This window comes from Streptomyces sp. NPDC027663 (genome assembly GCF_055566415.1).
This window is the reverse complement of record NZ_JBVHSK010000016.1, coordinates 1-23,369: the sequence shown is the minus strand read 5'-3', so window position 1 is coordinate 23,369 and position 23,369 is coordinate 1. Positions and strand designations below refer to the sequence as shown.

At 69.1% G+C, this 23,369-nt stretch carries 26 protein-coding genes; 21 read left to right on the top strand and 5 right to left on the bottom strand.

Annotation, left to right across the window (positions count from 1 at the left end):
• The first annotated feature begins 61 nt into the window (after positions 1 to 61).
• The 9 genes from ACZ4SF_RS31320 (at position 62) to ACZ4SF_RS31280 (ending at position 7,995) form a co-directional block, all read left to right on the top strand.
• Positions 62 to 2,182, top strand: coding sequence for a chromosome segregation protein ParM (locus tag ACZ4SF_RS31320; RefSeq protein WP_468391066.1), 2,121 nt, complete (start codon positions 62 to 64; stop codon positions 2,180 to 2,182).
• 79 nt (positions 2,183 to 2,261) lie between these two features.
• Complete coding sequence (locus ACZ4SF_RS31315) at positions 2,262 to 2,450, top strand: hypothetical protein (protein WP_468391063.1); 189 nt, start codon at positions 2,262 to 2,264, stop codon at positions 2,448 to 2,450.
• A gap of 67 nt (positions 2,451 to 2,517) precedes the next feature.
• Positions 2,518 to 3,060, top strand: coding sequence for a DUF6197 family protein (locus ACZ4SF_RS31310; protein ID WP_468391060.1), 543 nt, complete (start codon positions 2,518 to 2,520; stop codon positions 3,058 to 3,060).
• Positions 3,061 to 3,177: 117 nt separating this feature from the next.
• Complete coding sequence (locus ACZ4SF_RS31305; protein WP_468391057.1) at positions 3,178 to 3,528, top strand: hypothetical protein; 351 nt, start codon at positions 3,178 to 3,180, stop codon at positions 3,526 to 3,528.
• Between the two features lie 41 nt (positions 3,529 to 3,569).
• Positions 3,570 to 3,989 carry a hypothetical protein gene (locus tag ACZ4SF_RS31300; RefSeq protein WP_468391055.1) on the top strand — a complete coding sequence of 140 codons (420 nt, stop codon included), beginning with the start codon at positions 3,570 to 3,572 and terminating at the stop codon, positions 3,987 to 3,989.
• A 56-nt stretch (positions 3,990 to 4,045) separates the two neighbouring features.
• Positions 4,046 to 4,306: a hypothetical protein gene (locus ACZ4SF_RS31295; RefSeq protein ID WP_468391052.1), complete on the top strand. Its 261-nt coding sequence runs from the start codon at positions 4,046 to 4,048 to the stop codon at positions 4,304 to 4,306.
• Positions 4,307 to 4,574: 268 nt separating this feature from the next.
• Complete coding sequence (locus ACZ4SF_RS31290; protein ID WP_468391049.1) at positions 4,575 to 5,036, top strand: RRQRL motif-containing zinc-binding protein; 462 nt, start codon at positions 4,575 to 4,577, stop codon at positions 5,034 to 5,036.
• Between the two features lie 113 nt (positions 5,037 to 5,149).
• The gene (locus tag ACZ4SF_RS31285) at positions 5,150 to 5,674 is read left to right on the top strand and encodes a hypothetical protein (protein ID WP_468391046.1); all 525 of its coding nucleotides are present in this window, start codon (positions 5,150 to 5,152) and stop codon (positions 5,672 to 5,674) included.
• Positions 5,675 to 5,757: 83 nt separating this feature from the next.
• Positions 5,758 to 7,995, top strand: coding sequence for an NACHT domain-containing protein (locus ACZ4SF_RS31280; protein ID WP_468391043.1), 2,238 nt, complete (start codon positions 5,758 to 5,760; stop codon positions 7,993 to 7,995).
• On the opposite strand, the gene ACZ4SF_RS31275 is transcribed toward ACZ4SF_RS31280, so the two are convergent.
• Positions 7,996 to 10,302, bottom strand: a complete 2,307-nt coding sequence (locus ACZ4SF_RS31275; protein ID WP_468391040.1) for a tyrosine-type recombinase/integrase — start codon at positions 10,300 to 10,302, stop codon at positions 7,996 to 7,998.
• A 156-nt stretch (positions 10,303 to 10,458) separates the two neighbouring features.
• Positions 10,459 to 11,679 (bottom strand): tyrosine-type recombinase/integrase, encoded by a 1,221-nt coding sequence (locus ACZ4SF_RS31270; RefSeq protein WP_468391037.1) that lies wholly within the window; start codon positions 11,677 to 11,679, stop codon positions 10,459 to 10,461.
• A gap of 402 nt (positions 11,680 to 12,081) precedes the next feature.
• On the opposite strand from ACZ4SF_RS31270, the gene ACZ4SF_RS31265 reads away from it, so the two are divergent.
• Positions 12,082 to 12,333: a hypothetical protein gene (locus ACZ4SF_RS31265; protein WP_468391035.1), complete on the top strand. Its 252-nt coding sequence runs from the start codon at positions 12,082 to 12,084 to the stop codon at positions 12,331 to 12,333.
• A 268-nt stretch (positions 12,334 to 12,601) separates the two neighbouring features.
• Here the strand turns inward: ACZ4SF_RS31265 and ACZ4SF_RS31260 are convergent, their stop codons facing one another.
• Positions 12,602 to 13,885, bottom strand: coding sequence for a hypothetical protein (locus ACZ4SF_RS31260; RefSeq protein WP_468391032.1), 1,284 nt, complete (start codon positions 13,883 to 13,885; stop codon positions 12,602 to 12,604).
• 356 nt (positions 13,886 to 14,241) lie between these two features.
• Positions 14,242 to 15,243: a hypothetical protein gene (locus ACZ4SF_RS31255; RefSeq protein WP_468391029.1), complete on the bottom strand. Its 1,002-nt coding sequence runs from the start codon at positions 15,241 to 15,243 to the stop codon at positions 14,242 to 14,244.
• Positions 15,244 to 15,310: 67 nt separating this feature from the next.
• Between ACZ4SF_RS31255 and ACZ4SF_RS31250 the strand changes: the two genes are divergently transcribed.
• From ACZ4SF_RS31250 to ACZ4SF_RS31215, 8 genes are all read left to right on the top strand, one after another.
• Positions 15,311 to 15,511, top strand: a complete 201-nt coding sequence (locus ACZ4SF_RS31250) for a hypothetical protein (protein ID WP_468391026.1) — start codon at positions 15,311 to 15,313, stop codon at positions 15,509 to 15,511.
• Between the two features lie 115 nt (positions 15,512 to 15,626).
• On the top strand, positions 15,627 to 15,929 hold the full coding sequence (locus ACZ4SF_RS31245; protein WP_468391023.1) for a hypothetical protein: 303 nt from the start codon (positions 15,627 to 15,629) through the stop codon (positions 15,927 to 15,929).
• Positions 15,930 to 16,018: 89 nt separating this feature from the next.
• Positions 16,019 to 16,696 carry a GGDEF domain-containing protein gene (locus ACZ4SF_RS31240; RefSeq protein WP_468391021.1) on the top strand — a complete coding sequence of 226 codons (678 nt, stop codon included), beginning with the start codon at positions 16,019 to 16,021 and terminating at the stop codon, positions 16,694 to 16,696.
• Positions 16,693 to 17,199, top strand: coding sequence for an ASCH domain-containing protein (locus ACZ4SF_RS31235; RefSeq protein WP_468391018.1), 507 nt, complete (start codon positions 16,693 to 16,695; stop codon positions 17,197 to 17,199). The genes ACZ4SF_RS31240 and ACZ4SF_RS31235 overlap by 4 nt, the downstream gene beginning before the upstream one ends.
• Positions 17,132 to 17,422: a hypothetical protein gene (locus ACZ4SF_RS31230; protein WP_468391015.1), complete on the top strand. Its 291-nt coding sequence runs from the start codon at positions 17,132 to 17,134 to the stop codon at positions 17,420 to 17,422. Before ACZ4SF_RS31235 ends, ACZ4SF_RS31230 begins: the two co-directional genes overlap by 68 nt.
• A 20-nt stretch (positions 17,423 to 17,442) precedes the next feature.
• Positions 17,443 to 17,646: a hypothetical protein gene (locus ACZ4SF_RS31225; RefSeq protein ID WP_468391012.1), complete on the top strand. Its 204-nt coding sequence runs from the start codon at positions 17,443 to 17,445 to the stop codon at positions 17,644 to 17,646.
• Entirely contained in the window at positions 17,646 to 18,131 is a 486-nt protein-coding gene (locus ACZ4SF_RS31220; protein WP_468391009.1) for a hypothetical protein, read from the top strand. Before ACZ4SF_RS31225 ends, ACZ4SF_RS31220 begins: the two co-directional genes overlap by 1 nt.
• Positions 18,131 to 18,316 (top strand): hypothetical protein, encoded by a 186-nt coding sequence (locus ACZ4SF_RS31215; RefSeq protein WP_468391007.1) that lies wholly within the window; start codon positions 18,131 to 18,133, stop codon positions 18,314 to 18,316. Before ACZ4SF_RS31220 ends, ACZ4SF_RS31215 begins: the two co-directional genes overlap by 1 nt.
• A gap of 512 nt (positions 18,317 to 18,828) precedes the next feature.
• Here ACZ4SF_RS31215 and ACZ4SF_RS31210 read toward each other — a convergent pair.
• The gene (locus tag ACZ4SF_RS31210) at positions 18,829 to 19,023 is read right to left on the bottom strand and encodes a hypothetical protein (RefSeq protein ID WP_468391004.1); all 195 of its coding nucleotides are present in this window, start codon (positions 19,021 to 19,023) and stop codon (positions 18,829 to 18,831) included.
• Between the two features lie 176 nt (positions 19,024 to 19,199).
• Between ACZ4SF_RS31210 and ACZ4SF_RS31205 the strand changes: the two genes are divergently transcribed.
• The 3 genes from ACZ4SF_RS31205 to mobF form a co-directional block, all read left to right on the top strand.
• Positions 19,200 to 20,405 (top strand): ParA family protein, encoded by a 1,206-nt coding sequence (locus ACZ4SF_RS31205; RefSeq protein ID WP_468391001.1) that lies wholly within the window; start codon positions 19,200 to 19,202, stop codon positions 20,403 to 20,405.
• Positions 20,402 to 21,325: a ParB/RepB/Spo0J family partition protein gene (locus ACZ4SF_RS31200; RefSeq protein WP_468390998.1), complete on the top strand. Its 924-nt coding sequence runs from the start codon at positions 20,402 to 20,404 to the stop codon at positions 21,323 to 21,325. The genes ACZ4SF_RS31205 and ACZ4SF_RS31200 overlap by 4 nt, the downstream gene beginning before the upstream one ends.
• Before the next feature lie 1,012 nt (positions 21,326 to 22,337).
• Positions 22,338 to 23,369, top strand: a 1,032-nt coding sequence (mobF, locus tag ACZ4SF_RS31195; protein ID WP_468390995.1) for a MobF family relaxase, incomplete at its 3' end; no start/stop codon positions are given.

Sequence of the window (23,369 nt, the reverse complement as noted above, 5' to 3'; positions counted from 1 at the left end):
CTGATGGGCGGCCCGCCAACGACGGCGGGCCGCCCATCGCCATCTCTCGAAGGAGAACCCCGTGTCCGTGCCGCGCAGCGTCGCCCTGGAGCGCACCCTGTACAGCCTGGCCGCCCCGGTCCTCGCCGCGGCCCCGAACATCGCCCCTGACAGCCCCGTCAACACGGTCGTGCAGATGGCGGGCGCCGCAGGCATCGGCGGCTGGGTCCTGGCGTACAAGAGCGACGAGCCCGGCACGGGACGCAAGTTCCTGCGCTGGTCGCCGCTCGTGTTCGCCGCCGCCGTCGACGTCGCCGCGAAGAACACCATCGGTTGGGGCCCGTGGTGCATGGACGCCCTGCTCGCCGCCGGGTGGGCGGCGGCCGGCCTGCTGGTGATGCCGTTCTCCCGGCACACTCGCCGGGGACACCGGCCCGCGCTCGCCGCCCCGGCCCCCGCGCCGCAGCTCGAGCCCGCCGCGCCCGAGCCCTCGCTGGTGCAGCCGGACGACGGAGCCGACCACTTCACCCGCCAGGTCCGCCAGCTGTGGGAGAACCGCGGCCTGCCCGGCCGCACCATCGTCATCAAGGCCACCCCGCACCCCGGCATGCGACATGACCTCTCGCTGCTGCTGCGCGCCTCCGAGGCCGGACGGCCCATCACCGGCCTCAAGGAGGAGGACGTCGCCGCCGCGTTCGAAGTCGACGTCACTGATGTGCGGATCGAGGACGTGGCCCGGCAGCACGGCCGCGGAGGCGGGCCCGGCTGGAAGGAAGTCCACGTCACCCCCGATGCCGCAGAGCGGCGCCGCAAGGCCCCCACCGCCCACGAGTGGTGGGCCGACCGGATCGGCTGCGTCGGCGGGCCCGTGCCCGGCTCGGAGTTCGTCAAGGAAGTCCGCGACCACGCTCGCCGGGTCACCCACTACATCGCTCAGGTCCCCGACGAGATGGGCGAGCCCCGCGTCAACAAGCACGCCCTGGCGGCCGCGCTGCGCACCAAGTACGACGAAGGCCGACTGTTCGTCACCGTCGACGGCAACCAGGTCCTGGTCTCCCTGTGGGACTCCAGCCCGCTCGCGCAGGTCTTCCCCGCGACGAGGGAGCTGCTCACCCCGGACAAGGACGGGCGCTGGGTGACCGGCTACCTCGGCAACGGCCAGCCGGCCCGCAACCGCGTCTACACCGACCGGGGAGCCGCGCACGGGATCTTCGTGGCCCCCTCCGGCGGCGGCAAGACCCAGCTGATGGGCCTGCACGCCGCAGCCGATGCCTTGTGGGGGGCCGTGGTCATGCTGGCCACGGAGGCACCGGATGAGAAGACGGCCGCCCTGGGCAAGCACACCGCCCGCTACGGCGTCGGCGCGCTCTACATGATCCGGCTCCTGCGGGCCATGGTCGCGCTCATGGAGATCCGGGGCGAGATGCCGTGGGAGGACGGCCAGGTCCACGAGTGGGACCCGACCCGGCCGGGCTGCCCCTACCGGATGCTGTCCGCGTACCTCGATGAGTTCCTCTCCGCTGCCCGCCACGGCGACTACGGCGCAGAGATCATGGACCTCGCGGAGCTGGTGTCGGTCAAGGGCCGCAAGTACGGAGTCGGCCTGAAGGTGGCCGGCCAGTCCATCTACGTCCAGGACGGGTTCACGCAGCTGCTGTGCGAGAACCTGCGCGACAACTGCATCCCCGTCGTGCTGAAGGTCGCGCCGAAGAAGGTCACCGACATGTTCAAGGCCCTCGGCATCGCACCCGAGCACATCCCCGACCCGCTCCCCCGCTCCTTCTCCCCCGAAGAGAAGGGCCGGATCGAGCGGATCATGCGCGGCGAGCCCGAGCCGCCCGCCGATTCCAACACCGGTGGCGCCGGCTGGATCGTCGAAGGCAAGCAGCCTGAAGTCCTGCGCACGCTGTTCATGGACTTCAAGGCGGGCATCGACGGCTACTTCCCCGACACCATCGCCACTCTGACCGACTACGAGATCCGCGAGCTCGAAGCGCGGGACCTGTGGTTCGACTGGACCGAACCGCCCCGGCCCGGCGAGTTCGGCCCCGAGCCGGGCGACGACGAAGACGGTGGCGACGACGGTGCGCCCAAGAAGGGCGGCGGCAAGCGCCGCGGCGGCAGCAAGTCCGCCGCGCGCCGCGACGCGGTCACCTCGCCCCGCCAGGCGCTGGAGGCCATCAAGAACCTCTCCGGCGTCTGACCCACCCCCGCACCCCAACCCCCGCAGGGCCCGGCCGCACCGGCCGGGCCCTGCTCACACCTGGAAGGACACACCGCTCGTGGCCGTATCGATCTCCGCCGTCGTCCTGCTCGGCATCGTCGTCTTCGTCCTCATCCGGGGCGGCTACGTACGCCTCGGACCGGCCCTGGCCTGCGGCCTGTTCGGCTTCTTCCTCGCCTCCACCGGCGCCGCCCCCGCCATCAACGACGCGATCAGCACCGTCACCGGCTGGATCTCCAGCATCTGACACCGCCCCGGCCGCCGGCGTCGAAAGCAGCCACCCGCCCGCGACTTCGACGCCCCAGGGAGCCCCGATGCCCCAGACCCACCCCGTCACCGCCATAGACCAGACCGCCCCAGCGCCCGCGCCGCCAGCGGAGCTGTCCCTCGAGGAACGCCTCACCCTGATCGACGCGGAGATGACCGTGAAGCTGGACGAAGCGGCGGTCAAATACGAGGTCAACACGGCGCACATCGACATCGAGCCCGTGGACCTGGCCGACGTCGTCACCGGCCCCGTCGACACCGGGCCTGCCCCGCTGCCGGACCTGTACCCGACCTCGGTCGCGGCCCTTCTGCAGCGCGCCCACCACCGGCTGCTCACCGGCGGCTGGTGCAAGGACGCCCTGGTCGACGAGGACGGCGCCCGCTGCATGCTCGGGGCCATCCGGATCGAGGCCCGCGGCGACAGCGGCCTGGAAGCAGGCGCGGCCGCCGTGCTCCTGGACGCGATCCGCCGCAAGTTCGGCGACGACGTCACCTCCGTGCCGTCCTTCAACGACGCGCACGGCACGGGCCGCGTCCCGATCCGCATGCTCGACCAGGCCGCCGGCCTCGCCGACGCCCGCGGCCTTTAACCCCTGCTCCGGACCACCTGCCTCGCACCCGAACCCTCGCGGTCGGGTGCGGGCCAGGCCGTCCGGCCTGCGCACCACCGCCCACCACACGAACCCGAGCGAGGGAGTCGCCCCGCCATGCAGTCCAACGACAAGCCCATCAACGGCCAGGACACGAACAGCCCGAGCTTCTTCGACCTGTTCGACCAGACGCCCCCGCCGCCGCTGCCCGATGTGGAGGACGTGCCCCGCACGAAGCGCTTCGCCGGGCTGCGCGAGGCATGGGACGCGTCCTGGGAGCAGGGCGGCTTCCTGTACGAGCGGTGGCAGGAGCTGTTCGAGGCCCGGCGCCTCGGCTGGCATGAGATGGCCAACTGGATCAAGGCCGTGCTCAGCCTCGCCGGGGTCTGCGCGGTCATCGTCCTGTTGGACGCCGCCAGCGACATCGTCAGCGCCGTGCTGCACCGCCTGTCCGCCACCCGCACGTAATCGAGCCCCCCGGAGTCGACACCACCAGCGGCCTGTGGGGCGTGATCGACAACCCGATCCGCTCCTACATCGGGCAGCACAGCGTCGGCCTCACCGTGCCCGGCACCGCCGTCTACGCCTTCTGGCAGTTCACCGGGCTCATCGGCCTCATCGGCGGATTCGCCGGCAGCACCGGCGCGCGCATCCTCTGGACCGGGTGGGGCCTCTCCAGCGTCGCCATGGTGTGGTCCGCCACGCCCGACGGCAGCCGCATCGTCGCCACCGGCATCGCCGCCCTCCTGTGGGCCCTCGCGAGCGTCTTCGCCCTGCGCGGCCTGAGCCTGCGCCCGGTCATCAACAACCCGGAACCGGCTACGCCGCAGGTCAACATCTACCCCGCGTTCCACTTCCCGCCGCAGCCCGCGCCCGATCACGACGACCTGGACGACGAACCCGACAACGTCCACCGGCTCCAGCGCTGACCCGCCTTCCGCCCCGTCCAGCACCAGCACCAGCACCGAGCATCGCAGGGAATCCGATGAAGCCGCAGCTGGAAGAGACCGAGTTCTGGGTCGGCACCTTCCACGGGAGCCACGACGGCCGCCCCGCCAAGGTCACCGCGACCCGCGACGACACCCGCCTCAAGCCGTACGTCTGGACGTGCACGTGCGGCGCGTCCCGCTCCTTCCCGACCGAGGACGGCGTGTGGCCCACCGCCTGGCGGCACACCCACCCCACCCGCTTCGACCGGCTGCGGTCATGGGCCGCCCGCCTGTTCAGCGCTCGCACCGCCCGCTGACCCGGCGCCCTGCTTGGTCCTCGCCCCACCCCCGCACGCCGAGGGCGGGCGAGGACCGGACAGGCCGCCTGGCCGAACGCACCACCCGCTGCGCCCCGCCGACACCAGCACGACGTCGGCGGGGCGCAGCGGTGTCACCCGACGACTGGAGGAGATCACTCGTGCTCATCCCCCGCCCGCGCCGCCGGATCGGCCGGCCCCGCCCGCAGCGTCCCGGCCCTCGTTACCCGCACCGCCCCGACCGGCTGCCCGGCGCCTGGAGCAGGTGATGCCGCGCCCGAGGAAGAAGCGCCGCCGCGAGGTGAAACGGGTGCCGCGCAGCGACGCGACGCTGCCGGAGTTCGACCGATGCGCTTGTCCAGAGGGCCTGGTCACCCGGCGGCAGTTACGCGAGCGAGGACTGAGCCCCGGCGGGCACGGCCCGGTCGCGGTGCTGCGCTGCAAGACGTGCGCCTACCGGCCCGACCAGTCGTGCATCCACCCCACCCGGGCCTGGCTCTACAGCGTGGAGCTCGCCCGGCCGAAGCGGGTGCCGACGCTCGCGCAGGAAGAGGCGCTGGACCGGGCGATGGCCGCGAGGGCCACGTGCCCCCAGTGTCGCCGGAGGTACTACTTCTGCCTCCCGCTGCGCACCCAGGGCGTCTGCGACCCCTGCGACAAGGGCTACGAGCCCAGCCCGGACACCTACATGGCGTCCCCGGCCCCGGTCCTCCACCGGCTGGCCGCATAGCGCGAACCCCGTCCCAGCCACACAGGCCGGGACGGGGCCCATCCGGGCGGCCGCAGCACCGGCAAAGGCCGGCCGCCCGCTCCCTCACCCTTCGAGATCAGGAGAACCCCAGCATGCATGCTCACCGTCCCGCCGTCTTCGCCGCCCTGCTCGGACTGACCCGCGCGGCCAGCGCCGTCGGTGATTTTTGGGTCCAGTCGGACTTCTGTGCCCGCGTGAAGGGCGCCTCCGACGACCACCCGGTCACCTACCAGGACCCGGTCACCGAGGAGAAGACGACCCACGGCACGGCCGACGGCCGCAAGGCGTGCCTCCAGCACTGCCTGACCTACACGGCCACGCAGGCGATCGTCGCCGGGGCCGGTGCCCGCGCGCTCGGTATCCGGGTCCACCCGGCCGCCGCCGCCGCCGCGCTCGCCATCTCCTTCGGCACCCACTACGCCGCGGACCGACGCGTCCCGGGCAAGGGTTTGCTGGACAGGATCGCCACCAAGACCGGCAAGGGCGGCTTCTACAAGCTCGCCGACTTCGGCATGAACGGCGCCTTCCACCTCGACGTTCTCTGCACCAAGTCGGTGGTTGCTGGGAGCTCCGGTGACCTTGCATCCCAACGACGACGGGGTGTTCACCGGACATAAGCAGCGGCCGGGTTCGTGCTCACCGACGACGGGACGGTTTCACCACCAGGCACGACGTAGAAACGCTGAAAAGGAGGGACATCGTGACCGGGTCCCGCCATCATGAGGGCATGCGGGGGACGGGCAGGCGACAGAAGTTGTTTCTCGCCGGGATGTTGGGACTTGCCGCCGGGCTGACTGCGATCGGTGCGGCAGTGTTGCTGCGCGATCTCGACACCGCCGGGAAGGTGGCTGCTCTGGTGGCTGCCCTCACAGTATTCCCGGGGCTCGCTTGGGGACTGTGGGTGTGGTCCCGTCAACGGTCGCCAGTTGAGCTGGAGGCTGCTCGGAAGGAGCTCGCCGATCTTGTATGGCAACATTGGGAGGATGAGGAGGCCCGTTTGGGGCTGGGCGACACTCATCTGATGCCTGTGCAGTGGCGACCCACCGCGCACCGCATCACTGCTCACCCCGATCTGATCGGCACCCCACCGACGGGCTCCAGTCACCAGATCGAAGAACTGACCGAGCAGTTCCGAGCCTCGCCGCGACGTCGGCTGGTCATCCTCGGCGGCCCTGGGGCGGGCAAGACCACGTTGGCAGTGCAACTCCTCCGGCACCTGCTCAGCACCCGGGAAGCGGGGGAACCAGTTCCTGTGCTGTTGACCCTGACTGGCTGGAACCCCGAGGACACAGGCAGAGAGGGGCTCCGGAAATGGCTGAAGGCACGGCTCACTCGGGACTACCCGTCGCTGCCGACCTTCGGTAGGGAGACGCTGGATGAGCTGGTCAAGCCGATAGGTGTCCTGCCAGTCCTGGATGGGCTGGACGAACTGCCCGACGAGCTGCGTGTACAGGTGATGTCCGTGTTGCGCGAGGCTATGGAAGTGAACGACCAGCAACTCATCCTCACTTGCCGTACGGAGCACTACCGCGAAGCCCTGCAGGGGCAGGCACTGCCAGCTACGGCGGTTGTCGAGCCGACCTCGCTCACACCGGCCGAGGCCGCTGAGTACTTGGGCCGTGCCTGGCACCCACCCAGCGCGCAACAGGAACCGATCCTCAACGTGCTTAAGGCGGTGGACCCACCCACTGCGCTGGCTGAGGTCGTCTCGACACCACTCGGCTTGTGGCTGCTGCGCGTCACACACGCCGATCCGCAGTCCGACTCCACCGCGCTGCTGGACAGCGCCCGACGCACCTCCGTCGAGGCCGTGCGCGGTCACCTCTTCGACCAGCTGATTCCCGCGCTCCTAGGCGCGAGGAAGCCCGCCCAGGGCGGCGGACATCCTTTCCTGCCACGGCGCGAGTACTCCCCTGCTGACGTCCGTCGGTGGATGGAGTCGCTCGCCTTCTACTTGGACCAGATGCCCCCGGCACCTCGGGGCGGGCTCCACCCTTATCGAGCACCGGAGCCGCCGCCGCACGGCAACCGCGACTTCCACTGGCCACGGCTGCCCTATGTGGCTCTGCCGCGTCGAGCCCTGCCCCTGCTCACCGCACTGATGTGCGTACCACTGGGGGCGTTCATCGGAGCGGTCATTGCGCTGAGCATGAACCGCGAAATCCTCGGCGGCGGCCCTGCCAGCGTGCTCCTGTTCACCCTGCTCGGCGGGCTGCTCGGTGGATTCGTGGGCTGCTGGCCTGCCGCGAAAGCGGACGAGGCATTTGGTCATGCCCCTTTCACCGCTGACCCGCGGAGTCCCAGGGAACTCGGACGGCTCGCGCTGCATCTTTGCTTGGGGCTGCTCGGCGGCGCGGCGTTTGGTGTCTTCTTCTCCTGGTTGAACCAGCGAGCGTATCACCGGAGGGAGGAGGGACCGCATCTGCCATGGCTCGACTATTTCCCGCCCACCGTTGGCTTTTTCGTGTACTTCCCGGGAGCCGTTGCCGCAGCCCTGGCGCTCGCCCTGGACTCATGGGCTGAGTTCTCCCCAAGGTCCCGCCGCTTGAATACCCCATTCGTATCTTGGCGGGCAGATCGCGATGCATCCCTCGTCAGACTCGTGGCCTACGTTGTGTTCAGCGCAATCCTGGGCAGCCTCTGCGGCCTGGTCGAGCACCAGTGGGACCTGGCTGTCTTGGGAGCGGCATTTGCTGGCAGTCTGGGGCTGTCGGTGGGACTGTTCAGCAGCCGTCGAGCATGGTTTGCCCACCGAGTTGCCACCTGCTATTTGGTCGCGCGCGATGACCTTCCCCTGAGCCTGATGCCATTCCTTGACGACGCCCATCGACTCGGTCTCCTGCGTGCCGTTGGCCCGGTTTATCAATTCCGGCACGCAGAATTCCAAGATCACCTTCTTGCTGCTCGTCAGACTGCCGCCTCCAACCCGCCCGCCTGATTACCTCTCTGTGAGCTGGAAATTTTGATGGGGAACTGCGGGAAGCCCGAGCGGGACAGGACCGATTCGCTCGAAGCGCCGGGCTTGTTCTCGCTTGCTGCGCAGGAAGGTGAGGGTGAGGTCGAGGCCGTCGATCTCTCCTCGCCAGTCCTCGGCGACGGCTCGCTCACGGCGGGCGAGGAGGTCCTCCTCCAGCTCATCCAGGCGGGGCAGCATCTTCGGGTTGATGCTCAGCATCGGGCAGCGGATGCAGGCGTGTTCATGCTGGCAGGGAGTTCCGTAGGGACGTCCGCAGGAGCCGAGTTCGACCCGGCGCTTGTCGAAGTGCTCGTTGAACTCCGACCATTCCGTCTTGGTCGGCTCGCGGTACTCACTCTCGGGTCGCTGAGCCCGTCGGCGGTCGAGGAACTGCTGGTAGTGGCGGACCACGTCGTCGTCGAAGACCGCGACATAGCCGCGAGTGGTCTGGATATTGAGGTGACCGAGCAGAGCGGCACCGATGTGAATGGGCAGGCCGCTGTTGACCAGCTCGGTCGCGAACAGCCGGCGGAAGTCGTGGGGAGCGAACTTCACCTCGGCGAACCGCGGGTCGGTGTCGACCAGCCCCTCGGCGGCCCGGCGGATCATCCGCCACATCGTCGTGGTGGACATCGCCCTCAGTCCCCCGGCGTGCACGTTCTGGAACAGGTAGGGCAGCGGCTCGCTCCAGACCTTTTCGTGCAGGTCGTAGCGCATGCAGATCGGAACGGTGCCGTGCGCGCTGATGTGACGGCGGATGATCTGGGCGATGACGTGGAACAGCTCCGCGGACATCGGGATCACCCGTTCCCGGTCGCTCTTGGACGGCGTGATCACCAGCAGGGCGACGACTTCACCGCTGGGCCGCTGGTAGTTGCGCACGCTCAGGTGGGTCAGCTCGGTCAGCTCCTCGGCGCGCAGGCCGGCCAAGCGGAGCGTCTCCACGATCGCCCACTGCCAGAACGCCTGGTTCTCGGTGTGCGTGAGCTGTACCAACTTCCCGGTCACCCGGTTCACCGCCCGGATCGGTGCGGTCATCGGGTCCCGGCGCTGAGCGTCGATCTTCGCGGAGACACGCTGCCACTCGGTCCCATCGACGGTGAAACGCTCTCCGAGCCCGACCGCGCGGGCGCTCTCCAGCAGAGTGCGTTGCCGCTGCCACTGATCGGTGACGTGCTGGGACAGGATCGGCAGCAGCGGCTGGCGTTCCCGCGTGCGGTTGGCCATCCGCTCCTGAACATGGCGCCGGCGGACATGGAACCAGCGCAGATCTTCATCGCGGATCGGACAGGGGGCCACCCACTGGGCCCAGCGTTCCGGCTCTGCGACCGCCCAGGTGTGCAGGTCCAGGTAGAAGGCGCGAACCGCGAGGAAGGGGCCCTCGATGTGCAGCCGCGGCTTGCCGTCCGGCCGGACGAGCAGGCTCTCCTTCCAGTGGGTGACTGCCTCGGAGGACAGCCGCAGGTCGGGCTGGTGCGGGTTGAAGTCCTCGATCACCTTCCAGAACAGCCGGACGAGGTTGGTGACCAGGGATGTGAGGGTGGAGTAGTCGACCTCGACCGAGCGTCGGCTGATGTAGTGGATGAGCAGGTCGCGGACGCCCTGGTTGCGGATCTTGTGCTTGTCAACGAGTTCGGCGACGGGACGCTGGCCCTTGACCACGGCGGCCCGGAGCGTGCCTGGGGTCGACGACGGGAAGAGCCCCATGTCGGAGAGAATCGGCCAGGCCTGGGTGGCGGCGAAGCAGCCGTCCCCGCCCGCCTCTCCGGAGACAACGCCGTACTTCCTGGACTCCGTCGCGTAGTAGAGCAGGGCTTCCGGCGTCAGGTCGGCGATGTCGATCCCGAAGACGGTCAACGGGACGATCACGTCGAACTGTGCCCGCCGGATCGACTGACGGCTCACATTCAGAGACAGGGTCCGCTCGCAGAACGCCTCCAGCACGGGGTCCTTGGCGACGGTGCGGAACCAGCGCAGGTAGTGGGAGAAGCGGTAGGAGCGGAAGGCGAGTAGCGACGGCTGGATCAGGCGCATCGCAAATGCGTGACCTGCGGCGGTGTTCATGGTGCTCTTGATTGCCTTGCCGCGGCCCTTGTAGAGCTGCTGGGCCTGGCGTCCCCGCTCGTTGAGGCCGGCGGCCTCCCACCTTTCCTGCCACGTGGTGCCGGGGAACTCCTGCAGGTGTTCCAGCAGCCGTTGCATCGCCGTGGTCCACTTCGCGACACCGGATCCGGTCCCGAGGACTGACCCGGCCAGTTCGGCGATGTCCTCGATGGCGGCGGTCGACAACTCGCCCAGCGGCCTGGGCGGATGGACGGGCCGCTGGGCAGCGCGGGCTCCACCGCGGTCGGCTTGAAGCTGAAGTCCCGCTCGTAGATCTCCACTGAATGACGGCGCACCCGCCCGGTGGTCGGGCCCTTCACCCGGGCGCTGTTGCCAGCCTGACTACCGGGCACCGAACACCACCGCCACGTCCTGCGGGTCGTACTGCTGAGACCACGCGGCTGGCTGGGCAGGGCGGCCGTAGTGCTCGGCGAGCTTGTCGACCAGGTCCTCCAGGCCGACCACGGTGTAGAGGGCGGTGGTGGTGACATGCGCGTGCCGAAGGATCGTCTGCACCTCCACCAGAGTCATCGCAGGGTCCCGGGCGAACCGCGTTGCCGCCGTGTGTCTCGCGTCGTGGAGTGTCCAGTTCATGCCCAACTGCTCGGTCGCCCGCTGGAGGATCCGCCGGGCCGCCCAGTAGGTCAGCGGGCGCGTCTCGCCCCGACGAGTGCGCCAGATCGGCCCGCCGTCGTCAGGCAGGCCGACATCGTCGAGGTAGACCGCCAGGTAGGCCAGAGCCTCGGGCGACACCGGCACCGGTTGACGGTCCCGGGTCCCCTTGGAAACGACCCACAACCGGCCCTTCTGCCAGTCGACATCGGCAAGCCCGACGCCCAGCAGCTCGGTGGCCCGAGCTCCGGAGGAGACGCAGCAGGCCAGAAGAGCCCGATCCCGGGCGCACCGCATCCGCGCGAACAACTCCTCCCACTGGGCATCGGGAATCGCCTGCGGCTGACGGACCGGGACCTTCGGGCGCAGACGGCCCCGGCGATGCCGGCCAGGAACCTCCAGCGGCGACCGGTGCGCGAGCGTCGCGCGACGGGCCCGATTCTCCGGCACCGGATTGAGCACCGGCCCACGCCCGAAGTGCAGGTGAAAGGCATAGAAACCGTGCACCGCCGACAGGCTGTGCGCGATCGTGGCCGGGGCATAGCCCGCCGCCAGGACCCGCTTGCCCGTCGTGGGGTTCACCGCCCCAGGCGGATAGCCGCCCTCACGTCGGCGCTGCCGCTGAGGATTGCGGGCCGACCGCAGCCAGCCCACCATCGCGGACGCCTCCGCCTCCGTGGCCTGCTCCCAGCCGACATCCACCGTCCACAGCACTCGGAACCAGCGCAGCAAGTCGTACGCGTAACTCCGACACGTCAGCGGACTCACGTCCCCCAGCAAACGGTCCCGCAGATAGCTGCTGACTGGCTCAACCTCACACCCCGCGCCATCCACCACAAGCCACGGCAACGACACCGACGTACCCGCAGCAACCGCCCCGATCCTCGACAGCCGTACACGGCCGTCCATCAGATCTCGATGTACACGGGAGAACTCATGCGACAACGACATGCCCAGATGCTCCTGACACACCGCGACAGAGTCGAGCCGTGGCCTGAGTTAGTGCAGTCAACTGACCAGGCGTTCCATCACACCGTGGAGACCGTCGCGGCCGTCATCGCGGCATCCGAGCGGTGAGGGCGGGGGCGGTGTCGCACGCAGGCCGGTGCGTACGCTCCGACCTCTCGCGGGCGCCCGAGCCTGCGCCCGCCGTCATCCAGGCGCCCGCCATCCAGCCCCAGATCGACGTCCGGCCCGAGAGCCACATCCCGGCGCCGACTGCCCCGACCCCGACGGCTTGGACGACCAAACGGACAACGTCCACCGGCTTCAGCACGGACCCGACGACACCACTTCCGCTGGCTTTCACGTCGGCGCGCCCTGGGGGCGCAACCCGAACCCGAAGGAAATCCAATGAAGGACCAGAAGACCCAGTTCTGGGTCGGTACCTACCACGGACGCCACGACGGCACCCAGGTCACGGTCACCGCCACCCGCGACGACACGCGTCCCGAGCCCTACGCATGGACGTGCACTTGCGGCGCCTCCCGGAGCTTCCCCACGCAGCACGGCCTGGACCGCACTGCCTGGCGGCACACACACCCCACCCGCTGGGACCAGCTGCGGCAGTGGGCCGCCAGGCGCCTCCGCATCCGCATCAGCTGACCCTTGCCCCGACGCCCGCGATGACGACGCCTCCTGCCACGTGCACGAGACCGCCGCGCTCATCACCGACGACGCCCTGCCCCTGAGCTGCGCGACCCGTTCCTCGACCTGCAAGGAGATCACGTATGACCTCGCTCATGCCGCTGTACCCGGACCTGCCGGATACTGGTAATCCGGGCTATTGGAAGTTGCGGAATCGCCGATCTTCCTCGGTCTGGCGGAGCGGCTCGTGTGTACGAGTCCTGGGGCGGACGTCGGCCGGCTCGGGTTAGTTCGCCTCCCCCAGGTAGCTCAGGGCTTGGCGGAAGTCGTCGAGGGCGGCCCCGAACTCGTGGGCTGCGGTGTGGAAGGTCGATCGGTCGATCAGGATCCTGGCCAGTGTTCGCGTTCCGTCTGTCGGATCGTGCTGAGACAACCGACGGGCCAGACCCACTCCGTCATCGAACAGGGAGCGCACTCGCTCCGCGAACAGATGGGTACGGTTCTCCCAGTAAACGGCGGAGCGGACGGTGAGGACCCGATGCAGCCGGACCAGTTCGGCCAGATGCTGGTCCGGATCCTCGGTGGCTCGCGCAGCAAGGGTGTCCACCTCTTCACGGAGGGCGTGACGGCTGTCGAAGTAGCGCCGCTTGGCATCGGGTGACCACTGCATGGGCGCCGCCCCCGAAGGCGGACGCGGTCCATCGGGTGCAGGCCGATCGCTTTCGGCACCGGAGAAGGTCAGCAGCACCGCCCAGAACGACGCCTGGTAGCCACTCCAGGACTTCCGCTCACCGGTGTCGGCCAGCTCCGTCAGCAAAGCGAGTGCCTCTTGCCGCACGAGGGCCGCTTGCCCTCTTCGGCCGTGGGTGTCGAGCATCTGCGCGTACCCGATGAGGGAGTAGAGATGGCAGGCCATCGGACCGCGGTCATTCGCGGCTTCGGCCGCTTCCATACTGACGAGCGTCTCGAACGCGGCGAGTGCTTCGCCGGACCGACCAGCGTCATGGAGAGCGGCGATCCACTCCAGAAGTGTCCAGGCGAGACCCCCGCTGGCGGGCCCATCGGGCAGGATCGCTGCGACCAGCTCGGTCATGGCATCGGCAGCCTCGGCATACCGGCCTTCCTCGGACAGACCGGCAGCCCATACACGCAGTCCTTTGACCACGGAGTCTTCGGACAGTTCGGCCTGCGCACGCCCAATGGCGAGCATCTCGGTGCGCATGGCCAGCCCTTCGGCGCGTCGCCCCAGGTCGTACAGCTCTCTCTGGCACGTGTTGAGGGCCTCGTACAGAACATCCGCACGGGCAGGTTCGGCCTGATCGATGGACCGCGCCACGGCCACCGCCTCCTCGCACAGTGCGAGGCAGGCCGCGTGCTTCTTGCCGGAGCTCGTGTCGTAACTCAGACGTTGCAGCGCCCTGGCCAAGAGCGGCAGGTATGAGGCGGGGCTGACCTGGGCGAGCACCCGGTAGGCGTCGACTTCCTCGCGCGGCGTGCGGCGCCCCGATGCGAGCAGCACATTCCGCGCTCGCACAATGTCGTCCTGATCGACTTTCCCCGAGTGATTCATGACGGAGATTCTGGGTGCCCCAGAGAGGGCCGAACAAGGCTCCTCACCTGTGCCGTTCCTCCTACGAAAACGAGCTCTGACCTGTCATGATGGGTGTGACATCACTTTCCCTGGGCGTACAGGCAACTGCGGCTGTTCGGACTTGCGGAATTCCCGACGTGCGAAGTCCGCTGCATAGCCGAGCCTTGTGTTGCCAGTGTCGTGGGACCAGGCCACCGCACAGGTGATAGATATGCCCAGTACGTCGCTCAACACCGACGCCGGGATCTGAGCTGCAAGATCCAGCAGTGCCGTGTTGCGGCTGGCACGAGCGCGGATGCCGACCCTGTTGCGCCGTACTGTCAGGTGACTTGCGGTCATGGCCTGTCCGGCGCGACCGTCCGGGAAGAGCCACGGACCTTGCTCGTTCTGTCCCAGGACACCGAAAGCCTGGCGGCTTTCGGTGATTCCAGGAGCAATGACCCCAGCGGCTCAGGAATTTCCACTGGACGTGACCCCAACTGAAGTTGAACCCCTTCGGCTCCAGTCAGGATCTTGTCTGTGGTGAGCCGGGCGATGCGCGATACCGGCTGGCCGTAGAGCACGACGAGGCAGCCGGCCACCCTGTCGGTCAGGGCGAGATCTGTGTCGTGGAGAAGGCGTTTGCTGATCTGCCAGCGCTCGTCCTCTTCAGCGAGTTGCTCAGCGCCGCGCGACGTGCCGCGCGGGGGAACGTGCACCGCGGGTATGTGGCCTCGCGCCGCGGACCACGCGAGGAAGCTCCGGGCCTGAATGTGCTTTCGGCCCGCCTGAGCAAGCCACTCGTCGATCTGGGCCTGGTCGCAGGTCGACAGACTGCTTCCGTGCTGACGCAGCCAGCGTTGCAGAGCAACCGCCGCGTAGATGTCGTGCCGCACGGTCTGGCACTGCCCGTGCGTGATGGGGCGGCGCCGTGCGCGGGACCGTAGACGCCTCAGGTGTACCCATGTGGCGAAGCGGCTGATGAGCGCTCGCTCCTGCGAGTCCTCCACTCGTTGGAGGAACGCGCTCAGCCAGCGCTCCAGCGACGCGAGTTGCTCATCTCGAGCGGGCAGCACTTCGGTGGCCGCGAGAGCGGCTCGCAAGTAGGTCACGGCCCTCGATGCCGGCATCTCGTCCAATGTGGCGTGTGTGACTGGACCCGTTCCCTCGGCCAGGGTGCGCAGGATCTGCTTCGGCTGCTGGTGGGACAGCCAGAGCAGCAGCGATGACGCCTTGGAGTCGGCCTCGACCCGGAGTGCGCCGGGCAGGCGTGGGCGCCGGTCTACTCGGTCACCGACCTGCACAAGGCGCTGACCGGCGCCATGGACAGCGACCCGGACATCGTCTGCACCGTCCACGGCGACGGCGTCGCCGACGACCCGAGGGCCGCGTGGACCTGGAAGCGCAGTACGCCGACGCGGTCGCGTGAGCCGCGCCGCCGACGGCCCGCACCCGCACCCGCTCACCCCGGCCGAACTCCCGGCCAGGGATGAGTGGTGGCACGGCTGCCGGGACTGCCACCTGCCGATCCAGGGCGGGGCCGCCGGCCTCGCCGCGCACCGCCGCACCGTCCACACCAGCGCCGGTGATTCCCGGCGCCCAATCACGATCCACCTGGAGTTCTGAACCCGCCCTCACCGGCGTGACGGACGTTCCGTGCCGCCCCGGCCCTCCCTGCTCGACGGAGGCCGGGGCGGTCGCGGTGGTCCCTCACCACCGAGCACGAGAGGAGCTGGACGTCATGCACCTGCGGATCTACGAGGTCGACGTCCCGATACACGACACCAACCACCCCGACCGGCACGGCGTGCACGTCTTCACCGGCGTCGCCGACTCCCCCGCCGCTGCCCTGCGCCGCGCCCACGAGGTGTACGACGCCGCGCTCGCCGCCCACACGGCCGGACTCGAGATCCCCGGCAAACAGCCGGACAGCTGGGGAGCGCGCGGGCTTCGGCCCGGCTGGCAGATGGAGTGGCCCGCCGCGAAGGCCGGCCTCTGGCACAACCCCGTCAGCTGGACCAACCGCAGCGACTTCGCGCTGTAGCTCCGCCCCGGGACAGCCGCTCTGCTTGGCGGCTGGACGGCTGCCCCGGGCCCATCCATCCCGCACGAGACGAGACGGAGAACCCAAGTATGTCGTCCCTCCTGCGCGTTCAGGGCCGGATCGGCCAGCGCACCCTCTTACTGACGACCGCCGCCGTGCCGTTGACCGGCTGGGCAGTCCACGCGGTCACGCTGCACCGGCAGCTCGCCGCCACCCGCCGCGACCCGCTGACCGGCCTGTTGCGCCGCGACGCCTACACCGCCCGCGCCCGCCGGCTCCTGGCCCGCCACGGTGACGACACGGCCGTGGTCCTGGTCGACCAGGACCACTTCAAGGCCGTGAACGACGACTTCGGGCACCCGGCCGGAGACGCCGTCCTCGCGGCGACCGCCGCGCGGCTCACCGCGTGGGCGGGACCGCGCGCCGCCGTCGGCCGCCTCGGAGGCGATGAATTCGCCGTGGTCCTGGAGCTGCCCGCCGGCCGCCTGGAGCAGCGCCTGGCGCAGCTGGTCCGTATGCTGCACGCCCCCGTCGTCCTCGAGGACGGCCGCACCGTCGACGTGGCCGCCTCGGTCGGCGCCGCGACCCCGCACACGGTCGGCTCCCGCGACCTGACCGTGCTGCAGCGGGCCGCCGACGCGGCCCTGTACGACGGCAAACACTCGGGCCGCGCGGCCGTCGCCGACACCGCCCACACCACGGTGCCGTCCATCAACGGCCGCCGCACCGGGCGCCTGGGAACGGCCGTATGGGGGCGGGCAGCATGAGCACCGCGACCCTCCCGCAGGGCGACTGGATCCGCGGCATCAGCGTTCAGCAGCCTCACGCCACCTGCATCCTGACCGGCGCCAAGGGCATTGAGAATCGCCCCAGGCCCTGGAGCTGGCGAGGCTGGATGATCCTGCACGCGGGCCAGCGGATCGACCGGCCCGCCCTGCGCGTCCCGCTGATCGCCCGCACGATCCGCGGCCGGGAGCTGACCACCGGAGCCGTGATCGGCATCGCGCGCCTGGTTGACTGCCACCAGGACCCCGAGGGCTCCGAGCCCTGCACGCCGTGGGCGCAGGCCGGCACCTGGCACCTGGTCCTCCAGGACGTCCAGGAGCTGCCGCTGCCGGTCCCCACCGCCGGGCAGCTCGGGCCCTGGAAGCCGACCGAGGACCTGCTGGACCGCGTGTTCCAGCAGCTGCCGCCTTCCGGCCGTGACCCGCAGGGGACGCACGAAGCAGAAGCCGCCGTTCGAGCCGGGCCTGATCCCGGCTCCCGGTGAACTTCTCGTCTGGCGCGACGGCCAGCACTTCGACCGCTGGCAGGACCTCCCCTGCACGCTGTGCGGCCAGCCCACGCCCATGCGCTCCCACTCCGGCGAGCCCGTACACAAGGCATGCGCTGAGGACTGGCTCACCGCCAACCCCGTGGAGGCCCGCCTCGGGCGGTTCGCCTCCGACCTCGCGCCGAAGCCCAAGTCCAAGGGCCAAGGCGACCACGCCTGACCTCCACCTGGAGGACCTCCATGAGCAGCACCGAACGCGACGTCGACCACGCCCTCACCTACCCCGAGCCGCCCGCCTCGCCGCTCTGGCACCGCCACGGCGCGAAGGCCCGGCCGCTCACCCCCGAACAGCAGCGGCGCAACCGCGAGCTGCTGGACATCGCCCAGCGCACCACCCGACCCCGCTCCCCTCACCCCACCGAGCCCCTGGCGGAGGCCAGCTGATGGACACCAAGCACTGCGCCGTCGACGGCTGGGTCGACGCGATCCCCGTCCCCGGCCCGCGCGGCACCGTCTCCTTCGACCTGGTCGTCCGGCCCGCCGACATCGACACGCTTCCCGACGACGCCCCCGACACGGTCGTCACCTGCACCAGCGGAGACCCCCGGATCACCCACGAGCTGCTGAACGGCATACAGCCCGGCGACCTGCTGCGCGCGACCGGCACCCTGGTCCAGCCGCCGGCGCCCGGCGAGCCCGCCCGGCTCACCGTCGACGCCCTGGAGGTCCTGGACACCGCGCTGGTCCCGGTCCTGCGGGAGATGGTGCTCGACAGGTACGGTGACTACGTCGTCATCTTCGACGCCGACCAGGACAAGATCCCCGTCTTCACCACGCAAGGACAGTGGGTCGGCCGCGCGGACAACCCCGACGCCATCGTCACCCTCATCGACATCCACGAGCGGCGCGTGAACGGCGGCGACGCCTGATGGCCACCACCACCGTGCAGGCTACCCGGACCATCCTGGAGCGGTTTCCCGCCGGAGGCCCCCGCGGCTCCTGGCCGGCCGAAGAGTACGCCGCCAACCAGCGCGCCCAGGGCACCGACGCTCAGGTCGTCATGGACCTGCGCACCGACCAGTTCCTCGTGGTCACCGACACCACCACCCAGTAGCACCGCCGCGGAGCGCCGCGCCCCGTCCTTCCCGGCCGGGCGCGGCGCTCCGCACGTTCCCGCCCTTCACCCCCAGCAGGAGGCTCCCTTGCGCACGACCCGTCTGATCTCGTTCGGCTACCTGCACCTGCCCACCGGCCCGTACGGCCCCCCGTCCCGCCCGCCGCCGACCGGATCGAGGACGTCCGCGACCGACTCCGCGACCCGGCCGCCGCCCGCGACATCCTCGACCTCGACGGCCTCAACCCCCGCGTCCAGGACGTCGTCCTGAACACCCCCGGCGCCCGCGAACTGCTCGCCAACTTCACCGACTACACCGACCGGGCGCTCTGGATGAACCTGCGCCCTGGTCTGCCTGACAGGCCGTGATTGCAATTAGTGAAGGCTCGTGCCTCCCCGTGAACTGACGGGGAGGCACGGGCCTTCTTGCGTTTCCAGCCGTATCCCGGTCCGATCGGCCACCGACGCGGATCACAGCGCATCGCCGGATCAGCGTGCTGTCTGCTGCTGCATCAGCCGCGGAAGACGTCTTCCATCTCCCACAAGGTGGAGCTGATCTTGCTCACGTTTTCTCCGCCGCTGAGCACTGCGTGAGTCAGGGCCAAGAGGGCGTACGCAGTCGCCCGCTGACCAGGATCCGTGACCTGTGCGAGTTCCTGGTCGGCCAAGTTCGCGTAGTTCCGGGCTTCGCTGCCGTGGTCAGCCACAAGTCCTCCTCGTTGTCGGGTCGACTCTATGACTGGGGACTGACAGCAACCGGATACGCATGCAGAGGTGCTTACCCGGTAAGCACCCCCTGGCATGCAGGAACTGACGTCAAAAGGAGTGAATCACCCACTCCCCTCACGTTCATCCAGCTTCCTGCGGCAGTATGCTGCCGCGCATGACGTCTCCGGCACCGGGAGGGGAGCGGGAAAAGCTCGCATCGAAGCTGCCCGCCCCCCTCCGACAAGCCCTCAAAGTCCGGGCAGCGCAGCTCAGTACCGACGTGCAAGACGCTGTCACCGATGGCATCCAGGCATGGCGCGCCCACTCCGAACCGCTCCCCGCCATCGACACGGCGGGAGCCGAGTCATTCGGGACATGGCTACCCGAAGGTCTCTACGACGACTTCAAGCGAGACTGCGCCACCCGCGGCGTCTCCTACATCCAAGGGCTTGCCCAGTCCGTGGCACTGTGGCTCGAGCAAAATCCCGCAGACGAAGAAGCCGCACCCACACGGCGAATCATCGTCTGCAACCAGAAAGGCGGCGTAGGGAAGACCGCCGTCACCGCCGGCCTCGCGCAGGCACTTGCAGAAGACCCCCACGCGCTGCCGGGCAAAACAGACGACACCGCGTCTTTCGCTCAAGCCGCTGCACGGGCTGGACTCCGTGTCCTCATGGTCGACTACGACCCCCAGGGGCACCTCTCCCACCAGTTGGGTCTGAAGGCCATCCCTGCCGGCAGCGAGAGCCTCATCACGCACATGCTGAACAGGGAGCAGGCGCGCACCCCGCTCATCGACCTCACCGTCACCATAGAGGAAGCCCGCTTCGGTGACCGGCTGCGCATCCTGCCCGCGGCGTTCGACGCCTTCCTGCTCGACTCCGGCCTCACCATGTTCCGCGGGCCCCGGCACGCTGCCCTTGAGCGAGCACTGTCCCCACTCGAAGAGCACTTCGACGTCATCGTCATCGACTCACCGCCCAGCCTGGGGCTGGCCATGGATGCCGCCATCTACTACGGCCGTCGCCGCGAGGGAGAGAAGCCCGGCGCCTCTGGCCTGGTGATCCCCGTCGAAGCAGAGGACACCTCCGCGCAGGCGTACGGCATGCTCATCAACCAGGTCCACTCCCTCGCCACCGACTACGACATCGACGTGGACCAGCTCGGCCTCGTAGTCAACAAATACGACTCGCGACGCGGCTACATCGCTACCTCCTCCCTCGAAAAATGGAGGAGCTTGGGGGCACCGCCCGTCCTCGCGGTCATCGGCGACTTGAAAGAGCAGCGCGAAGCAGTTCGGCTTCAGCGAGCACTCCTCGCCTACTCCCCCGAATCCGACCAGGCCCACCACATGCGTGAGATCGCTCGGAGGCTGACATGAGCAAAGCCGATGCCCTCGGCGGCTCCGCCACGTTCGATGCCGTCGCCCGACCGATGAGTAGCCGCGCCGCGAGCTTCGCCGCCTTTGCCGGACAGACCACAGCGGCCCCGGCCGCACCCGCCACCCACAGCTCACTCCGGGTTGCTGTCGACCGGCTGGCACCGAACCCGTACAACCCCCGCGCCACCCTCGCGGCCATAGAGGAGATGGCGGACAGTCTCACCAGCAAGGGCATCATCCAGCCCCTCACCGTCGTCACACGCGAAGCATTCCTGGCAGCACACCCCGACCACGCACAGGAACTCGCATCAGCCGACTACGTCGTTGTCGACGGCAACCGCCGCCTCGCCGGCGCGAAGCTCGCCGGCCTTGACGAGGTTCCCGTCCATGTCGACGACGCGCTCGCCCACGACGCCGACACCTTGCTGGAGACCGCACTCATCGCAGCTGTCCAGCACGAAGACCTGGAGCCGCTCGACGAGGCAAAAGCCCTCGAACGGCTTGTGCAGGTTCACGGCTCCCAGCGTGCCGTGGCCCGGGTTTTGGGCAAGTCCAGCGGATGGGTGACCCAACGCCTTGCGCTGCTGAAGCTCACACCGGAACTCAAGCAGGCCCTGGAAGACAAGGCACTGCCGGTCAAGATCGCCCGCACCGTCGGGCAGTTGCCCGAACAGCAGCAGCAGAGTGCCGCAGAAGAGGCACTCGCGCAGCGGGCTCAGCAGAAGAGCGAGTCCAGCCGGAAGCCGAGGGGTGCTTACCCGGTAAGCACCCCTCCGGCCGCCCCCAAGCGTCAAGGCGACCCTGCAGCCGCCGCCAGTGCACAACGGACGAAAGAGGATGTGACGGCACTCGCCGCAGATCTGAAGCGACGCCTCACATCACAGCAGATCGAAGAGCTCGTAGAGCTACTCGTCGGCTGACGGGTGCTTACCAGTAAGCATCGGGCTTGTCGGAGGCGGTATCCGGGACTCCCGGCTACCGCCCCCCTGCGTTGGCCTACACATCTCGTCGCCTCGCTGGACATCGCACTCAGCGACCTGCTTTCCGATGAAGTGCCAGGCGGGTTTCCTCTGGCCCGAGTGACGGGTCTGTCTATAGGGCTGCCAGAAGATCAAGCGCCACCTGGGTGGCTCTTGGAGCTACCAACGCCTGGACACCTACGCACGTGTCGCCGTGTCACGGAGCAGGCTGGTCATCATCGGATGCCGCGTCACGCCAGGCCTGACGGACCCGTTGCCATGACCGGAGAACGTCAGGCAGCTGCTCCAGAATGCCTCGCACAGCGAACAGGAAAACGGAGATAACACCTGCGCCTGCAAGGAGCGTGAGTACCGCTGAGTCGCTCACCGGCTGACCTTTCGTGATAGTGGTCGAACCGGTTGGAAGGCAGGCTCAGTTCGACCACGCTGGGCGTGGATAGAACTGACTTCCTGCCGACACCAAGAACTCAGACCGGGACAAGCTCCCGGGGGCTTCTTGCAGGGTGGTGCATGCAGGCCTGGGTGCCTGCGTGTTCGAATCCACTCCTCGGCCGCCTGTGTCGGAGGCGGACACGGTTCTGTGGAAACCTTCCTGGCACCCCAGCACTAAGCCGGGCCGCCCAGGGCGCGGACAGACCGAGCACTGGGCCCGGCCTGAGATTGCTCCGAAGCTAGCACAACGACCGTTGCCGCTAGCCGAGTTCACTCCCCGAGTTGACAACTATGGGTCGCATCAGGATGAGTCCGGCACTGCACATCCGATGGCAACCTCGTATGACATGGCAGCAAGAAGCCCCGCGCAGCATTTGCATGGCCCCGGCGGTGTCCGCCAGGCGGGCACGGTGTCGCCGCGGATGCCCGGCGTACGGGATCGGTCGTGAAGTTCCGGTGAACTCTCCCGGCTCACGGGATCGTGCTTTTCCGCAGGTCAGAGCCGGTGTCCCCTGTGGGGATGCTGAGTGTTGCGAAGGTTCAGAGGCGTAATGCGTGGCGGTACTACGTGCGCGGGGTCGCGTTCGGGGATGGCCGTCGTCCGGTCGGCCAGTCGTTGAAGGACGCCCAGGAGATGGCTGGCCTCCCGCCCGGAAGGTGGTTGGGGCGCGGCCTGGCCGCGCTCGGGCTCACCGAGGGCGAGGAGGTCTCCGAGCGGCAGATGGAGCTCGTCTTCGGACAGGGCCGGCACCCGGACGCCGACCGCATCGAGCGCGGCCTCCTGGACGACGGCGCCGACCCCGCCACGGCACGACTGGCCACCGTGCTCGGGCAGCCGATCGAAGAGATCGAGGCGCGCAAGCAGACCCCGCTGATCGCCCTCGACTTCACCTTCCGTCCGCAGGCGTCCCTGATCGTGCTGTGGGCGCTGGGAGACGCCAAGACGCGGCGGATCATCGAGCGGGCGCACGAGCGGGCCATCGCCAAGGCGCTGCGCTGGCTGGAGGATGAGGTCGCGGAGACCCGGTGGTCCTCGGGCCGCGGCCGCGCGAAGACCCCGGCCCTCGTGGTTGCCGCCTTCCGGCACTTCGACAACCGGGACGGCTTCCCGCTCCTGCACGACCACTGCCTGGTCCTCAACCGCGTGCAGCGCCTGGACGACGACGGCGAGCCGGTGTGGGGTGCCCTGGACACCTTCCGTCTCTACCCGAATGTGGTGTCGGCCGGGACGCTCTACACCCTCGCGATGACGACCGAGGTGTGTGAGGAGCTGGGGTTGGCGACGGCGCCCCGGGAGGTGACGCCGGGCCTGCGCCCGGTGATGGAGATAGCCGGTGTCGACTCAGAGCTCATCGACTGGTCCTCCACCCGCCGTCAGCGGATCGAGGATGTCCTGGAGGGCCTTACCTACAAGTTCGCGCAGGAGCACGGGCGGCTGCCCGGCGAGCGCGCCCGCCACGGCCTCGGGTGGCAGGCGGCGCAGGACACCCGCCCTGAGAAGAAGACTCCGCGCCCGTTGAAGCAGCTGCTCGCGTGGTGGCGGGCGTCCGCG

Excerpts from the sequence above, each read along its gene's own strand:
- ACZ4SF_RS31205 (WP_468391001.1), top strand. The coding sequence starts at position 19,200 with ATGACGTCTCCGGCACCGGGAGGGGAGCGGGAAAAGCTCGCATCGAAG.
- ACZ4SF_RS31285 (WP_468391046.1), top strand. The coding sequence starts at position 5,150 with ATGCATGCTCACCGTCCCGCCGTCTTCGCCGCCCTGCTCGGACTGACC.
- ACZ4SF_RS31225 (WP_468391012.1), top strand. The coding sequence starts at position 17,443 with ATGAGCAGCACCGAACGCGACGTCGACCACGCCCTCACCTACCCCGAG.
- ACZ4SF_RS31260 (WP_468391032.1), bottom strand. The coding sequence starts at position 13,885 with ATGAATCACTCGGGGAAAGTCGATCAGGACGACATTGTGCGAGCGCGG.
- ACZ4SF_RS31200 (WP_468390998.1), top strand. The coding sequence starts at position 20,402 with ATGAGCAAAGCCGATGCCCTCGGCGGCTCCGCCACGTTCGATGCCGTC.
- ACZ4SF_RS31215 (WP_468391007.1), top strand. The coding sequence starts at position 18,131 with ATGGCCACCACCACCGTGCAGGCTACCCGGACCATCCTGGAGCGGTTT.
- ACZ4SF_RS31235 (WP_468391018.1), top strand. The coding sequence starts at position 16,693 with ATGAGCACCGCGACCCTCCCGCAGGGCGACTGGATCCGCGGCATCAGC.
- ACZ4SF_RS31305 (WP_468391057.1), top strand. The coding sequence starts at position 3,178 with ATGCAGTCCAACGACAAGCCCATCAACGGCCAGGACACGAACAGCCCG.
- ACZ4SF_RS31310 (WP_468391060.1), top strand. The coding sequence starts at position 2,518 with ATGCCCCAGACCCACCCCGTCACCGCCATAGACCAGACCGCCCCAGCG.
- ACZ4SF_RS31270 (WP_468391037.1), bottom strand. The coding sequence starts at position 11,679 with ATGTCGTTGTCGCATGAGTTCTCCCGTGTACATCGAGATCTGATGGAC.
- ACZ4SF_RS31245 (WP_468391023.1), top strand. The coding sequence starts at position 15,627 with ATGCACCTGCGGATCTACGAGGTCGACGTCCCGATACACGACACCAAC.
- ACZ4SF_RS31295 (WP_468391052.1), top strand. The coding sequence starts at position 4,046 with ATGAAGCCGCAGCTGGAAGAGACCGAGTTCTGGGTCGGCACCTTCCAC.
- ACZ4SF_RS31240 (WP_468391021.1), top strand. The coding sequence starts at position 16,019 with ATGTCGTCCCTCCTGCGCGTTCAGGGCCGGATCGGCCAGCGCACCCTC.
- ACZ4SF_RS31265 (WP_468391035.1), top strand. The coding sequence starts at position 12,082 with ATGAAGGACCAGAAGACCCAGTTCTGGGTCGGTACCTACCACGGACGC.
- ACZ4SF_RS31220 (WP_468391009.1), top strand. The coding sequence starts at position 17,646 with ATGGACACCAAGCACTGCGCCGTCGACGGCTGGGTCGACGCGATCCCC.
- ACZ4SF_RS31290 (WP_468391049.1), top strand. The coding sequence starts at position 4,575 with ATGCCGCGCCCGAGGAAGAAGCGCCGCCGCGAGGTGAAACGGGTGCCG.